A 13,463-nucleotide genomic window follows, 5' to 3' on the forward strand; every position below is an offset into this window, starting at 1 on the left:
TCACTTCACTCGAACGGATGCGCGTGTTGGGGAGCCTTGACCGCCCCGTCGGTCGCCCCCTGTCTGGTCTCTTTCGGCAGGAGAAACTGTTCAGGTAAAACTGGGCAGGTTCACCTGGACAGGCTTACCTGAAGGATTTAGTGTGGCGGCATGGATCAGAACCCCGGGGGCGTCTCCGAGTCCGCCGCCCGCGCGGCCCGTGATGTGCGGGTGCTGTTCAGCCGGCTGCGACGCCGGCTTCGCGAGGTCGCCGGGGGCGACGGTCTGACGCCGTCCCAGGTGTCCGCGCTCACCCTGGTCGCCAAGGGCGGGGCCGCCACCGCCAGTGCCCTGGCCTCCGCCGAGGGCGTCCGTCCCCAGTCGATGGCCGCCACGCTCGCCGTCCTCGAACAGCACGGCCTCATCCGGCGCAGCCCCGACCCCGACGACGGCCGCCGCCAGCTGGTCACCCTCACCGACGCCGGGCGGGAGCGGGTCGAGGGCGACCGGCAGGCGCGGCAGGAATGGCTGGCCCGCGCCCTGGAGGACCGCTATACGGAGGACGAGCGGCGCACCGTACTGGAGGCGCTCTCCCTGCTGGAACGGCTCACGCAACCGTGACGTCCCACGCCGAGCGCACGGCCGCCCGGACCCGGCGGCCCGCCCCGCCCGGCTTCGACCGCCGGCTGATCGCCCCGATGATCCTGGGTTCGATACTGAACCCGATCAACTCCTCGATGATCGCCGTGGCGCTCGTCCCGATCGGCCTCGCCTTCGGGGCGCCGCCCGCCGAGACCGCCTGGCTGGTGACGGCCCTCTACCTTGCCACGGCCGTGGGGCAGCCCGTGATCGGGCGGCTCGTCGACATGTACGGTCCGCGCCTGCTGTATCTGGCCGGTACGGCTCTGGTGGGCGCCGCCGGACTGATGGGCGCGCTCGCGCCCTCCCTCGGCGTGCTGGTCGCCGCACGGGTGCTGCTCGGCCTCGGGACCTCGGCCGCGTATCCGGCGTCGATGCAACTGACCCGGAGCGAGGCCGAACGCACCGGGCAGGACAGCCCGGCCCGGGTGCTGACCGCGCTCTCCGTCGCCAACCAGACCGTCGCCGTCGTGGGCCCCGCGCTCGGCGGCTTCCTGATCGGCGTGGGCGGCTGGCGCGCGATCTTCACGGTCAACGTGCCGCTGTCCGCGGCCTGTCTGGTGCTCGGCACGCTGTGGCTGCCCAGGCGGCACGGGGACCGCGACCGAGCGCGGCGCTCCGTCGACCTCCCCGGCATGGCGCTCTTCTCCGCCATGCTCCTGGCCCTCATGGTCTTCCTGATGAGCCCGCGGCTCGCCCACTGGTGGCTGCCGGTGGGCGCCGCCGTCGCCGCCGCCGGGTTCGCCCTGCGGGAGCTGCGGACCGCCGGTCCCTTCATCGATCTACGGGTGCTCGGCGGCAATGTCCCGCTGCTCGCCACGTATCTGCGGCAGTTCCTCGGCTACACCACCTCGTACTCCTTCATGTACGGCTTCACCCAGTGGCTGGAGCAGGGCCGCGGACTGCACGCGGCCGACGCCGGTCTGGTGCTGCTGCCGCTGTCGCTGAGCGCGCTCACCGTCTCCTGGTTCACGGGGCGCCGCGAGGCGGTCCGCGCCAAGCTGCTGGTGGGCGGTGCCGTGCAGATCTTGGCCTGTGCCGGGCTGCTCCTGCTGCACTCCGGCAGCCCGGTGTGGCTGCTGCTCGCCGTCGGCGCCGTCATGGGCGTACCGCAGGGCCTGATCGGGCTCGCGAACCAGAATGCCCTCTACCGGCAGGCCGCCCCCGAGCGGATCGCCTCCGCCGCCGGACTGCTGCGCACCTTCATGTACCTCGGCGCGCTGGGCGCCTCCGCCGCCGACGCGGCCTTCTTCGCCCACGGCGCCGACACGGCCGGGCTGCACGAACTGGCCCTGTTCATGGCGGCCGGATCCGTCCTGCTCCTGCTGGCCGGGCTGCTCGACCGTTCCCTGTCCACTCTCACGCCCACCTCCCGAAAGGTCTGAGTCATGGCTCTCACCACCTTCGACCCGCGCACCGCCCTGGTCGTGATCGATCTGCAGAACGGCATCGCGGGACTGCCCACGCAGCCCCACAGCGGCCCCGAGGTGGTGGCCCGCTCCGCCGAACTCGCGGACGCCTTCCGGGCCCGGGACCTCCCGGTCGTCCTGGTCCGGGTCTCCTTCGCCGCCGACGGATCCGATGTCGTGCCCGGCCGCACCGAGCAGCAGCGCGGCGCCCGCTCCTTCCCCGAGGGCTGGGACCTCGTCGTCGACGAACTGTCCGGCCACCCGGGCGACATCCACATCACCAAGCGCAACTGGGGCGCCTTCCACGGCACCGGCCTCGACGTCCGGCTGCGCCGGCGCGGGGTCACGCAGATCGTGCTGACCGGCATCGCCACCAGCATCGGTGTCGAGTCCACGGCGCGGGCCGCCTACGAGCACGGCTACCACGTCACGCTCGTCACCGACGCGATGGGCGACGCCGACCCCGAGGCCCACCGTGGCAGCGTCGAGCGGATCTTCCCGCGCCTCGGCGAGACGGGTACGACGGCCGAGGTCCTGGAACTGCTGGGCAAGACCCACGCCGTCTGATCCACGACGGCGACGGCAGGGGGCGTGGCGCGCACTCGTCCGCGCGCCACGCCCCCTGCGTTCGACCTGCGGCGGCGGATCACGGGCGGTCGGCGGACAGCGCCCGGCCGGCCGCGCCACACTTGACCCATGTGCCGCAGCATCAAGACCCTCCGCCCGCCCGCCATCCCCGACGACGCCACGGAGGAGGAGATCCGGGCCGCCGCGCTCCAGTTCGTGCGCAAGGTCTCCGGCTTCCGTGCCCCCGCCGCCCACAACCGTGAGGTGTTCGACCGGGCCGTGGACGCGGTCGCCGCGGTCACCGCGGAGCTGCTGGCCGGGCTGGAGGTACGGGGTCACAGCCGCGAGGCCGCGTCCGCGGCGCCGCACGGCGACTGAGCGGGGGTGTCGCAGGCGCCGACCGTTCCCGGCCACGATCCGGGCCGTCGGCGTCGGCCCGCTACTCCCGTGTGGCAGGGCGGCGCATCAGGCAGGTCGCCGCCACGCCCGCCGCGAACAGGGCCGCCACCGAGACCCCCGTCGCCAGCCAGCTCGCGCCCAGCCACTGGGCGCCGAAGTAGCCGAGCGCCACGCTGTACGCGGCCCAGGCGATGCCCGCCAGCGCCGACCAGGGCACGAACTCACGGGCCCGGCGATGGGCGGCGCCCGCGCCGAGCGAGACGACCGAGCGGCCCGCGGGCGCGAACCGGGCGAGGATCACGAGCGCGCCGCCGCCGCGGGCGAGGGCCACGCCGAGGCGTTCCTGTGCGCCGGACAGCCGCCGCGAGCGGGCGATCGCGCGGTCCAGGCGGGCACCGCCGCGCCAGGCCAGGCGGTAGGCCGCCAGGTCGCCGAGCACCGAGGCCGCCGCCGCGCAGACGATGAGCAGGAAGATGTCCGGTACGTGCGTCACCGCCGAACCCGCGGCCGCCGCGGTCGCCGCCGTGATGACCAGGACGCCGCTCGGCAGCAGCGGCAGAAAGACGTCCAGCAGGACCGAGGCGGCCACCGCCGGGTAGATCCAGGGGCTGCCGGCCAGCGCCCCCACACTCTCCAACACCGCGAACTCCCCGTCCGACTCCCCAGAGGCAACTGCGTGCCGCGATGTCGCGCGGGGGAGCGGCAGGAGCGGCCTTTCGACAGCCGTACAGCGTACGCGGCGGCTGTGACAGCAGTGGCGGCGGGGGTCCCTGTGGCGACGCGGGACGGTGCCCCCTGCCGAGAGGGAGCGGGCACCGTCGTAGAAGCGCGTGCGAGGCAGGTCAGGCCGTGGCGGGCTGCGAGGCCCGCTCCTCGGCGGCCGTGACCGTTCGGGAGGTGACGAGGCGGTCGAGGCCGAACGCGCCGGAGCCGGTGAACACCAGCAGCAGGAAGGCCCAGCAGAAGAGCGCCGACAGTTCGCCGCCGTTCTGGATCGCTCACAGGGCCGCTGACTGGTGGACGTCGAAGTACGCGTACGCCATCGAACCCGACGCGAGGAGAGCGGCACCGCGGGTGCCGAGGCCGAGCAGCACCAGGACGCCGGCCACCAGCTGGATCACGGCGGCTTACCACAACGGCCAGGCGCCGGTCGGCACGGTCCCGCCGCGGGAGCCGACGGCTCCGCCGAGGACGCCGAACAGTGAGGCGGCGCCGTGGCAGGCGAAGAGCAGGCCGATCGCGATCCGGAACACCGCGATCGCTTATGGCTGCGTTCTGTTGAGGTGAGCGGTCATGTGGGGGCTCCTTCGGTCTGGTTTCGGTCCGCGAACGGACCGGTCTTGGGGACGACAACCGACTGAGCCGTCAGGTTAGGTGAACCTAATTTGTACTTGCAAGTTCAACACTTGGCCATGCCGAGGAGTGTCGCCGCGTCCCTTCGTCGCCCCGCGCGGTACGGGGCGACGGACGAGGGAGGGGACGGGGCCGGGGATCAGCAGGCGGAGAGGTAGTTCTGGAGCGCGGTCTTCTCGGCCGAGTCGACGGAGAGGTTGTAGTAGTACTTCACCTGCACCCAGGCGCGGACGTACGTGCAGCGGTACGCCGTGCGGGACGGCATCCAGGTGGCCGGGTCCTGGTCGCCCTTGGCCTGGTTCACGTTGTCGGTGACGGCGAGCAGTTGCGGACGGGTGACGTCGTTGGCGAACGCCTGGCGCTGGGCCGTCGTCCACTTGCCCGCGCCGGAGTCCCAGGCCTCGGCCAGCGGGACCAGGTGGTCGATGTCGAGGTCGGAGGCGGCGGTCCAGGTCGCGCCGTCGTAGGGGGAGTACCAGCTGCCGCTGGTGGCGGCGCAGGAGGAGTCGGTGACGACGTTCGAACCGTCCCGCTTGAGGATGTACTCGCGGGTGTTGCAGGTGCCGCTGATGGTGATCCAGGTCGGGAACAGGTCGCGGTTGTAGCCGGTGCGGTTCTCCGTCGCCACGGTGAGCGAGGCGAGGTAGCTGCGGGCGGTGGCGGCGCTGACCGGTGTGGGGAGGGCGGCGGAGGCGGTCGGGCCGTTGAGGAGTCCGACGGAGGCTATGAGGCCGGTGAAGGCCGCGAGTATGCTCAGCCGTCGACGCGCGTAGACCTTGGGCATGCGAACTCCCGTGTGGGGTGGGGGTGTTGGAGCCTGGGCCAGGACATGGTCGCGAGGGGTTCTTACCGGAAGGTGTGTCTTCGGTAAGAAGTTAATGACGCGTGCATGACACGACAGGGGCTGTGACATGACTTACGGCCCCCGTGATGCCGCCGTGCGGTCGCGTAGCATGGGGGGCGCAGAAGGGGAGTAGCTCTTCGCCGGACCGTCGACACACTGCTCAGCACGTCTGAGCCGGCGCCCGGAGGCAGGTTCTCGTCGGAGGACCGGCCAGCGAGACCTTCGGCTAAGCAGTGCACACCCGTGCCCTACGGCATGGGTGATCCGTGTGCTGCCGTGCCGAGGTGTTCGCGCAGATCACACTCTCGGCGGGGCGGCCCCGACCGATTGAGGAATCTTGATCAGCATCACCGTCCTGGCGCTCGTCTTCGGTGTCATCTTCCTGGCCGAGCTGCCGGACAAGACGGCCCTCGCCGGACTCGTCCTCGGTACGCGCTACCGCGCCTCGTACGTCTTCGTCGGCGTCGCCGCCGCCTTCCTGGTGCATGTCGTGCTCGCCGTCGCCGCGGGCAGCCTGCTGACCCTGCTGCCGCAGCAGATCGTGCACGGGATCACCGGTGTGCTCTTCCTCGGCGGCGCCGCCGTGCTGCTCCTGAAGAAGGGCGATGACGACGAGGAGGTCCGCCGGCCCGAGAACCAGAGTTTCTGGAAGGTGGCCTCGGCGGGCTTCATGCTGATCCTCATCGCCGAGTTCGGTGACCTCACCCAGATCATGACCGCGAACCTCGCGGCGCGTTACGACGACCCGCTGTCCGTGGGCCTCGGCGCGGTGCTCGGTCTGTGGGCGGTCGCGGGGCTCGGCATCGTCGGCGGCAAGGCGCTGATGAAGCGGGTGCCGCTGAAGCTGATCACGAGGATCGCGGCGCTGCTGATGCTCGTGCTCGGGGTGTGGAGCCTGTTCGAGGCCGTGGCGGCGTGACGGTTCACGGCTTCCTCGGGGGCGGACCCGGGCGCGGGTCCGCTGACGGACGCGGTTCCGGGGCGCGGGGAGCGATGGCCGGGCGGTGAACGGCTCATGGCGGTGTACCGAAGGCTTCGAGGGGGCGGTGGCGAGACGGCGACTGATTTTGTACCGTGGAGGAACAAAGTGGCTCCCGCCCACTTCCCCTGACCGGTGGGCGGGGCCGCCTTGTCCCCTCGGGGCGCACCGGCCCCTTCCCTGCCCCTTGGAGCCATGCCGATGACGGCCACGACCGTTCTCACCGCCCGCGCCCTGCTGCTGGACATGGACGGCACCCTCGTCAATTCCGATGCCGTGGTGGAGCGGTGCTGGCGGCGGTGGGCCGACCGGCACGGGCTGGACGGCGACGAGGTCATGAAGGTCGTGCACGGCCGCCAGGGGCACGCGTCGATGGCCGTACTGCTGCCCGACCGCCCCATGGAGCAGAACCACGCCGACAACGCCCGCATGCTCGCCGAGGAGACCGCGGACATGGACGGGGTGGTCGAGGTTTCCGGCGCCGCCGCGTTCCTCGCCTCTCTCGCCGGGCTTCCACACGCCCTGGTGACGTCGGCGGACGTGGCACTGTCCACCGCGCGCATGGCCGCCGCGGGGCTGCCGCTGCCGGAGCTGCGGATCACCGCCGAGAGCGTGGGCGCGAGCAAGCCGGACCCCGAGGGGTTCCTCAAGGCAGCCGCCGAGCTCGGCGTCGCCCCGGCCGACTGTGTGGTCTTCGAGGACTCCGGCGTGGGCATCGCCGCGGGGCGCGCCGCCGGGATGCGGGTGGTCGGCGTCGGCTCCCGGGCCGGACTGCACGGTCCCGACGCACTGGTCCAGGACCTCACCGAGGTGCGGGTGGAGTCCACGCCGGAGGGCGCGATCCGGCTGTACCTCGGCTGACCGCGCGCCGGCCGCCGCGGTCAGGGCTTGTCGGTCTCCGACTCCAGTTTCGCCCTCGTCTGCGCCCCGTACACCCCCGGATCGTCCTGGGTGACGCCACGGGCGATCTGGTACGTGCGGACCGCGTACTCCACCTGGTCGCTGTACACCCCGTCGGCGGGGCCGATGTACAGGTTCAGCTGACGCAGCCGCAGTTGCAGCTCTTTCACCCCGGGGCCCTCGTCGCCGGGGCGCAGGACCTGGGTCTGGTGCTGCTGCGCCACTCCGCCCTGGCTCGGGGAGGCGGTGGCGGTCGCCCGCCCGGTCGTCGTGCCGCTCGGGTCGGGGGAGGCGGAAGGGGTCGCGGGCGCGCTCGACGGTGACGCGGAGGAGGGCGCCTGGCCGGTGCTCGGTGGCTGAGCCGGGTGCGTCGCGGGTGCCGGTGCGGAGACCGTGGACCGTGGTGCCGAGGTGCCGCCCTCGGGCGAGTCCTCCGGGACGCTCGCGCGGATGTCGCCGGGCAGCGCGCCGTCCCGCTGCGGCGGATGGTATGAGAACGGCCCGCCGACGAGCGCCGCCGCAGCGGCCGCGACCGTCACCGCGCCCCCGGCGGCGAGCAGCACGGCACGCCGCCGCCGGGGCGGGGGCGGCTCCTCGTCCGACGCCTCGGGATCCGGTACGGCACCGAGCCGCAGGGTCTCGTCGGTCCCCCCGGACTCGGGCGCGCTGCCGCCGTGCGGTGAGCGTGGCACCGTACCGAGCGGCATGGTCTCGTCCGCGGGCCCCGCGTCCCGCTCCGATACCGCCGGACGGCGCAACGTCTCGTCCGGACTCCTCGCTCCCGCGTCCCCGGCCGCCGAACCCCCCGGTCCCGGCCGCGTGTTCTCCAGTGCCCCGAATTCCACATACGGCCGAATCAGCAGCGGATCGAAGTCACCCGCCGCTGCCGCCTGTGCCGTACGCGCGTCCCTGAGGGCGTCGGACGCCCGCAGGGTGCATCCGCACGAGGGGGTTCCGTCCGGCCTCCGTGGCGCCTCGCACTCCGGGCAGGCCCGTTCGTTCGATCCGCTCACGCGTGGGTCCCCTCCCGCCGAGTTCCAGAGATTATGCAGATCTCCCTCACGGAATCTCCCGGGAACCCCCGGAATCCCCGCTTCCCATGGAGATTCAACAGGCCATAACTGGTCATTCCGCCCAGGATGGGAGAGCACGATGGACGAGAGCCCCACAGGTCGACCACCGTCCACGGGAGGAGGCCTTTCATGACCAGCGACGCGCAGGACAGGACGGGGGAGGCTGCGGAGGTGACGCACGCGGCATCCGCGGCGGACACAGCCGTGTCGGAGTCACCCGGCGGTGGCCCCGGCGGCCCGTTCGGCGGGCACCGCGCGGTGCCCGACGGCGGCGTGCACGGCGGCGTCATCGTCTCCATCGGCGCGCTGCTGCTGGGCATGTTCCTGGCCGCCCTCGACCAGACGATCGTGGCGACCGCGCTGCCCACCATCGTCAGCGACCTCGGCGGTCTGGAGCATCTGTCGTGGGTGGTCACGGCCTATCTGCTGGCCTCGACCGCGGCGACACCGCTGTGGGGCAAGCTCGGTGACCAGTACGGCCGCAAGTCGCTGTTCCAGGCCGCGATCGTGATCTTCCTGATCGGCTCCGCGCTGTGCGGCATGGCGCAGAACATGCCCGAGCTGATCGCCTGCCGGGCCGTCCAGGGACTGGGCGGCGGTGGGCTCATGGTGCTGTCGATGGCGATCGTCGGCGACATCGTCCCGCCCCGGGAGCGCGGCCGCTACCAGGGGCTCTTCGGCGCCGTCTTCGGCACGACCAGTGTGCTCGGACCGCTCCTCGGCGGACTGTTCACCCAGCATCTGAGCTGGCGCTGGGTGTTCTACGTCAACCTGCCCATCGGGATCGTCGCCCTCGCCGTGATCGCGGCCGTCCTGCGGATCCCGAGGAAGTCGGAGCGGCATGTCATCGACTACGTCGGCACCTTCCTCATCGCCGCCGTCGCCATCTGTCTGGTGCTGGTCGCCTCGCTCGGCGGCACCACCTGGGCCTGGGCCTCACCGCAGATCATCGGTCTGGCGGTGCTCGGTGCGGTGCTGCTCGCCGCCTTCGTGTCCGTCGAGCGCCGGGCGGCCGAACCCGTGCTGCCGCCGAAGCTCTTCGGCGTCCGCACCTTCACGCTCTCGGCCGTCATCAGCTTCATCGTCGGCTTCGCGATGTTCGGCGCGATGACGTATCTGCCGACCTTCCTCCAGGTCGTCCACGGCATCAGTCCCACCCTGTCCGGGGTGCACATGCTGCCGATGGTGGCCGGGATGCTGCTGTCGTCCACCGGCTCCGGGCAGATCGTCAGCCGCACCGGCCGCTGGAAGGTCTTCCCGGTCGTGGGCACCGCGGTGACCATGATCGGCCTCCTGCTGCTGCACCGGCTCAACGAGTTCAGCAGCACCGCCGAGATGAGCGTCTACTTCTTCGTGTTCGGTCTGGGGCTCGGCCTGGTCATGCAGGTCCTGGTGCTGATCGTGCAGAACGCCGTCAGCTACGCGGACCTCGGCGTCGCCACCTCCGGCGCCACCTTCTTCCGCTCCATCGGCGCCTCCTTCGGGGTGGCCGTCTTCGGCGCGATCTTCGCGAGCCGTCTGGGCGGCGAACTGACGACGGCGCTCGCCGGACGCTCCGTCCCGTCGGGCATCACCCCCGGCACCCTGAAGGCCGACCCGCGCGGTATCGCGGCCCTCCCGGCCGGTGTGCGGCCCGCCGTCCTGCACGCGTTCGCCTCCTCCATCACCGACGTCTTCCTCTACGCCGCCCCGGTCGCCCTTCTCGGCTTCGTGCTGGCGTGGTTCCTGCGCGAGGACCGGCTGCGCGGCTCGGTGACGGCACCCGACGTGACGGAGACGCTGGCGAGCAACCCGGTGGAGCGCTCGTCGTACGACGAGGTGTGCCGGGCGCTGTCCGTCCTCGGTTCGCGGGAGGGGCGGCGGGAGATCTACCAGAAGATCACTGTGCGCGCGGGCTACGACCTGCTGCCCGGCGCGAGCTGGCTGCTGCTGCGGATCAAGAAGTACGGATGTGCCGAGCCGGCGATCCTCGCCGAGCGCAGCATGGTCCCGTTGACCGTCATCCTCCAGGCCGCCCGCCAGGTGGAGGAGCGGGGGCTCGCGCGGCGGGAGGGCCTCGGCCTGCTGCTCACCGAGCGGGGCCGTGAGGTCGCCGAGCGCCTGTACGAGGCCCGTGAGGAGTCCCTGGCCGAACTGCTCGGCGACTGGTGGGGTCCGGACCGCCCGACCGACCTGCGCAGCCTGGTCAAGGAGCTGAACGCCGAGATGTGCGGCTGCGACGCGGAACGCCCGCACGACGGTACGCGGACGAGGACGCCCGGACGGCCCCTCTAGTCACCGGTCCCCGGCACCGGGACCGGTGTCAGCGGCTTGCTGAACCAGTGTTCCGCGTACGGCTCGTCGTTGTGCGGCTCGGTCTCGACGTACCCCAGGCGGGTGTACAGGGCGCGGGCCTCCACCAGGTCATGGCGGGTGTCCAGGACCATCCGCCGCGCGCCGAGCGCGCGTGCACGGTCCTCCGCGGCGGTCACGAGGAGCCGGGCCCCGCCCCTGCCGCGCAGCTCCCCGCGCAGGAAGACCCGCTTGAGCTCGGCCGTGGCCGGGTCCGTCAGCCGTACGCCCGCGGTGCCCGCCGGTTCGCCCGCGTACCGCGCCACCAGCAGCACCCCGCGGGGCGGGGCCAGCTCGGCGCCGGTCTCGGCGACGATCTCCCGCTCCAGTTCGCCGGGGTCGGTCGAGCGGCCCTCGTGGAGCCGGTACCAGCGGTCGCTGACCTCCGTGTAGTACGCGCGCCACAGCGCGAGGGCGACGGGCGAGTCCGGGCGTTCGGGGGCGACGGTCCAGTTCACGCGGGCCATTGTCCGGACCGCCGGGCGGCGCCGACAACCGAATTCGGGGCGGGACACGAGCGCCGGTCCGCGCCGTGGCGCACGCCCGGTGCGGGCGGTCCGAGGTCGCGCGGGCTCGTTTGGCGGCCGTCCTGAGGGCAACCCGGGCGGAAGACGGCCCGCCGGGCCGGGAGAACGGAAGGCATCCATGTCCACTGGCCTGATCATCGCTTTGATCGTGATCGTGATCGTGGCGGCCGTCGTCGCGGGCGCGGCCGCCGTCGCCCCGCGGACCCGGGGCGCGTGGGGCGGACGCAGGCTGCGGCGCCGTTTCGGACCCGAGTACGAGCGCGCCGTGACCCGGCACGACGGGGACGCGGAGGCCGCCGAACGGGAACTCGCCGGAAGGCTGAAGAAGTACGGCTCGCTGCGGGAGCAGCCGCTGGAACCCGCCGAGCGCGAGCGGTACACGGCGCGCTGGACGGCCGCCCAGGAACGCTTCGTCGACTCCCCGAGGGACGCGGTGGCCGAGGCGGACCGGCTGCTCGCCGAGCTGGCGGGCGCACGGGGCTTCCCCGACGGCGGCCGCTACGAGGAGCAGTTGGACGCGCTGTCCGTGCACCACGCCGACCATGTCCAGGGCTACCGCCGGCTGCACCGGGCCGCCCAGACCCCGGCCGCCGGTGCCGACGACGGCCGCGCGGGCACGGAGGAGATGCGGAAGGTCCTGCTGGAGGCCCGCGCGCTCTTCGACGACCTCGTCGCTCCCGCGCTCCGGCCGCGGGCCGAGGCCGGAGCGGACAGGTCCGGGCAGGCCGCCGGGCGCAGCGAGGGACCGTCCCGTCTGCCGTGGGGCTTTCACCGGCAGCATGCGAAGGGGAGTTGAGAGTGATGACTGATCGGACAGCGGGCGGAGACGACGCACGCCGGGCCGAGGGCGAGCTGCCCCCCGAGCGAGCCGAGCGAGCCGAGCGACGACAGGCCGCGGACGCGCGGTCCGAGGGGATCGCGCGCCGCAGGGACCTGGGGTCGGAAGGGACCGATCCGCGGGAGGCCGCCGATGTGCGGCCCGCGGGCGTCGGGTATCGGGAGGAGGCCGACATGCGGTCCGAGGAGACCTATCGCGAGGCCGCCGGACTGCGCCCCGAGGGGACCCGGTACCGGGAGACCGCCGGTCCGGGAACGACCGGCGCCCGGGAGCCCGCGGCGTTCCGGCCGGAGGGCGCTTCGGGACAGGCGCGGCTGCTGCCGCGGGACGAGTGCGAGCAGTTCGCGCTGCGCCTGCGGCACGCCATCGGCGAGTTCGTCGACGAGCCGCGGGACGCCGTGGAGGAGGCCGACCGGGTGGCGCAGGAGGTCGTCGCACGGCTCTCGGAGGCCGTGGCCTCCCGGCGGCGGACCCTGAAGGCGTCGTGGCAGGACGTGGGTGAGGACGCACGCGGCGGCGCCGACACCGAACAGTTGCGGCTCGCCCTGCGTGACTACCGCCTGACCGTCGAGCGGCTGCTGAACCTGTGAGGCGGCGGCCGTAGGGCCGAGGAACGCCGCAGGACGCGGACGGGGCCGGCCCGGGGATCATGTCCCCGGGCCGGCCCCGCCGGGTCTCAGCCCGCGCCCTGGGTGCCCGCCCGGCGCTCGTGCCACTGCCGTACGACCTCCTCGACGTCGTACGGCTTGAGGCCCAGCGGCGGGCCCGGCGGCGGCTTGAACATCATGTCGCGGATCTTCACGTTGAGGGCCTCGATCATGCGGCGCACCACCCGCTCGGACGGGGCCGCCGCGACCGCGAGAAGCGTGTCCTCGGCCTCCTTGCGCAGGGCCAGGGTCGGGGGCAGGACCGCGAGGCCCTCGCGGGCCATCTTCCGCTTGATCCACCACAGTTCGTCGTACACCGTCTCGGTGACCGAGGCCGAGGGTTCGCCGGCGCCGGGGAGGTTCGCGAACTCTCCGCGTTCCTGAGCGTCCCGGATCTGTTTGTCGGCGAAGGACTCGAAGCTGACGCCCGGTGGCTTGCGCTCGGTCATGGGTCCATTGTGCCGGACGTCACCCGACGCGGCGATCGAGCGAATTATCATTCGGCCGCGGACGCCAACCGGGCTCTCCCGCAGGACACTTGAACCGCTGTACCCAGGAGGAGCGCACGTGCTCGAACTCACCATGGCCTCGGTCTCCGCGGCGGACGCCGGGGCGACGGCCGGCATGCTGATGGCCGACGCGCCCAGCGACCCGGGAACCGTGCTGAGGGTGGGCCGGGACGCGGCCGTGTGCCGGCTGGCGACCCCGGACGACTGGCTGTTCGTCTCGCGGATCCACCTCGAGTTCCTGTGCGGTCCGCAGGGCGACTGGCAGGTGAGCTGGCTGCGCGGCTCCCTGGCCGAGCCGTCCTCCGAGGTGACGCTGGCCCTGACGGGACAGCCCGCCCAGGCCCTGCCCTACGGCGGCACGGTCCCGCTCCCGCACGGCGGCTCGGGCGAACTGGTCGTCCGCGACCGCACCGCCCCGCGCAGCGTGAACGTGGCCTTCTACCACGAGGCATAGGACGTGAGGGGGCGC

The 13,463-nt window shown here is 72.7% G+C and carries 15 protein-coding genes and 1 pseudogene; 10 read left to right on the plus strand and 6 right to left on the minus strand.

Going from position 1 to position 13,463, the window contains the following annotated elements:
- The first annotated feature begins 150 nt into the window (after positions 1–150).
- The 4 genes from ACFYX0_RS14905 (at position 151) to ACFYX0_RS14920 (ending at position 2,972) form a co-directional block, all read left to right on the plus strand.
- On the plus strand, positions 151–600 hold the full coding sequence (locus ACFYX0_RS14905) for a MarR family winged helix-turn-helix transcriptional regulator (RefSeq protein WP_388970355.1): 450 nt from the start codon (positions 151–153) through the stop codon (positions 598–600).
- Between the two features lie 77 nt (positions 601–677).
- The gene (locus ACFYX0_RS14910; RefSeq protein WP_388970553.1) at positions 678–2,003 is read left to right on the plus strand and encodes an MFS transporter; all 1,326 of its coding nucleotides are present in this window, start codon (positions 678–680) and stop codon (positions 2,001–2,003) included.
- A 3-nt stretch (positions 2,004–2,006) separates the two neighbouring features.
- On the plus strand, positions 2,007–2,594 hold the full coding sequence (locus ACFYX0_RS14915; RefSeq protein WP_355907564.1) for an isochorismatase family protein: 588 nt from the start codon (positions 2,007–2,009) through the stop codon (positions 2,592–2,594).
- A gap of 129 nt (positions 2,595–2,723) precedes the next feature.
- Positions 2,724–2,972, plus strand: a complete 249-nt coding sequence (locus ACFYX0_RS14920) for a DUF2277 domain-containing protein (RefSeq protein ID WP_355907567.1) — start codon at positions 2,724–2,726, stop codon at positions 2,970–2,972.
- 61 nt (positions 2,973–3,033) lie between these two features.
- On the opposite strand, the gene ACFYX0_RS14925 is transcribed toward ACFYX0_RS14920, so the two are convergent.
- The 3 genes and pseudogenes from ACFYX0_RS14925 to ACFYX0_RS14935 all read right to left on the minus strand — a co-directional run bounded on the left by ACFYX0_RS14925 (position 3,034) and on the right by ACFYX0_RS14935 (position 5,130).
- Entirely contained in the window at positions 3,034–3,633 is a 600-nt protein-coding gene (locus ACFYX0_RS14925) for a VTT domain-containing protein (protein ID WP_355907569.1), read from the minus strand.
- A gap of 202 nt (positions 3,634–3,835) precedes the next feature.
- A pseudogene (locus ACFYX0_RS14930) lies at positions 3,836–4,252 on the minus strand (DoxX family protein).
- Between the two features lie 233 nt (positions 4,253–4,485).
- On the minus strand, positions 4,486–5,130 hold the full coding sequence (locus tag ACFYX0_RS14935; RefSeq protein ID WP_388970357.1) for an HNH endonuclease family protein: 645 nt from the start codon (positions 5,128–5,130) through the stop codon (positions 4,486–4,488).
- Positions 5,131–5,527: 397 nt separating this feature from the next.
- Between ACFYX0_RS14935 and ACFYX0_RS14940 the strand changes: the two genes are divergently transcribed.
- Together ACFYX0_RS14940 and ACFYX0_RS14945 are read left to right on the plus strand one after the other, a co-directional pair.
- The gene (locus tag ACFYX0_RS14940) at positions 5,528–6,109 is read left to right on the plus strand and encodes a TMEM165/GDT1 family protein (protein WP_388970359.1); all 582 of its coding nucleotides are present in this window, start codon (positions 5,528–5,530) and stop codon (positions 6,107–6,109) included.
- Positions 6,110–6,364: 255 nt separating this feature from the next.
- Positions 6,365–7,030: an HAD family hydrolase gene (locus ACFYX0_RS14945; RefSeq protein ID WP_388970361.1), complete on the plus strand. Its 666-nt coding sequence runs from the start codon at positions 6,365–6,367 to the stop codon at positions 7,028–7,030.
- A 20-nt stretch (positions 7,031–7,050) separates the two neighbouring features.
- On the opposite strand, the gene ACFYX0_RS14950 is transcribed toward ACFYX0_RS14945, so the two are convergent.
- Positions 7,051–8,082 (minus strand): peptidoglycan-binding protein, encoded by a 1,032-nt coding sequence (locus ACFYX0_RS14950; protein WP_388970363.1) that lies wholly within the window; start codon positions 8,080–8,082, stop codon positions 7,051–7,053.
- Positions 8,083–8,271: 189 nt separating this feature from the next.
- Between ACFYX0_RS14950 and ACFYX0_RS14955 the strand changes: the two genes are divergently transcribed.
- On the plus strand, positions 8,272–10,416 hold the full coding sequence (locus tag ACFYX0_RS14955; RefSeq protein WP_388970365.1) for a DHA2 family efflux MFS transporter permease subunit: 2,145 nt from the start codon (positions 8,272–8,274) through the stop codon (positions 10,414–10,416).
- On the opposite strand, the gene ACFYX0_RS14960 is transcribed toward ACFYX0_RS14955, so the two are convergent.
- On the minus strand, positions 10,413–10,931 hold the full coding sequence (locus tag ACFYX0_RS14960) for a GNAT family N-acetyltransferase (RefSeq protein ID WP_388970367.1): 519 nt from the start codon (positions 10,929–10,931) through the stop codon (positions 10,413–10,415). The genes ACFYX0_RS14955 and ACFYX0_RS14960 overlap by 4 nt on opposite strands.
- A 187-nt stretch (positions 10,932–11,118) precedes the next feature.
- On the opposite strand from ACFYX0_RS14960, the gene ACFYX0_RS14965 reads away from it, so the two are divergent.
- Positions 11,119–11,796, plus strand: a complete 678-nt coding sequence (locus ACFYX0_RS14965; RefSeq protein WP_388970370.1) for a hypothetical protein — start codon at positions 11,119–11,121, stop codon at positions 11,794–11,796.
- A 5-nt stretch (positions 11,797–11,801) separates the two neighbouring features.
- On the plus strand, positions 11,802–12,428 hold the full coding sequence (locus ACFYX0_RS14970) for a hypothetical protein (protein WP_388970372.1): 627 nt from the start codon (positions 11,802–11,804) through the stop codon (positions 12,426–12,428).
- 86 nt (positions 12,429–12,514) lie between these two features.
- Here ACFYX0_RS14970 and ACFYX0_RS14975 read toward each other — a convergent pair whose 3' ends face one another.
- Positions 12,515–12,934 carry a DUF1992 domain-containing protein gene (locus tag ACFYX0_RS14975; protein WP_355907596.1) on the minus strand — a complete coding sequence of 140 codons (420 nt, stop codon included), beginning with the start codon at positions 12,932–12,934 and terminating at the stop codon, positions 12,515–12,517.
- A gap of 118 nt (positions 12,935–13,052) precedes the next feature.
- Between ACFYX0_RS14975 and ACFYX0_RS14980 the strand changes: the two genes are divergently transcribed.
- Positions 13,053–13,448 (plus strand): hypothetical protein, encoded by a 396-nt coding sequence (locus ACFYX0_RS14980; protein WP_355907599.1) that lies wholly within the window; start codon positions 13,053–13,055, stop codon positions 13,446–13,448.
- Positions 13,449–13,463: the final 15 nt, after the last annotated feature.

Origin of the sequence: Streptomyces sp. NPDC002573 (assembly GCF_042889625.1) — a bacterium.
In the GTDB taxonomy this organism is placed as follows: Bacteria; Actinomycetota; Actinomycetes; order Streptomycetales; family Streptomycetaceae; genus Streptomyces; species Streptomyces gibsoniae.

Coding starts and splice junctions, on each gene's coding strand:
- ACFYX0_RS14905 (WP_388970355.1), top strand. CDS start 151: ATGGATCAGAACCCCGGGGGCGTCTCCGAGTCCGCCGCCCGCGCGGCC.
- ACFYX0_RS14910 (WP_388970553.1), top strand. CDS start 678: ATGATCCTGGGTTCGATACTGAACCCGATCAACTCCTCGATGATCGCC.
- ACFYX0_RS14915 (WP_355907564.1), top strand. CDS start 2,007: ATGGCTCTCACCACCTTCGACCCGCGCACCGCCCTGGTCGTGATCGAT.
- ACFYX0_RS14920 (WP_355907567.1), top strand. CDS start 2,724: ATGTGCCGCAGCATCAAGACCCTCCGCCCGCCCGCCATCCCCGACGAC.
- ACFYX0_RS14935 (WP_388970357.1), bottom strand. CDS start 5,130: ATGCCCAAGGTCTACGCGCGTCGACGGCTGAGCATACTCGCGGCCTTC.
- ACFYX0_RS14945 (WP_388970361.1), top strand. CDS start 6,365: ATGCCGATGACGGCCACGACCGTTCTCACCGCCCGCGCCCTGCTGCTG.
- ACFYX0_RS14955 (WP_388970365.1), top strand. CDS start 8,272: ATGACCAGCGACGCGCAGGACAGGACGGGGGAGGCTGCGGAGGTGACG.
- ACFYX0_RS14965 (WP_388970370.1), top strand. CDS start 11,119: ATGTCCACTGGCCTGATCATCGCTTTGATCGTGATCGTGATCGTGGCG.
- ACFYX0_RS14970 (WP_388970372.1), top strand. CDS start 11,802: ATGACTGATCGGACAGCGGGCGGAGACGACGCACGCCGGGCCGAGGGC.
- ACFYX0_RS14975 (WP_355907596.1), bottom strand. CDS start 12,934: ATGACCGAGCGCAAGCCACCGGGCGTCAGCTTCGAGTCCTTCGCCGAC.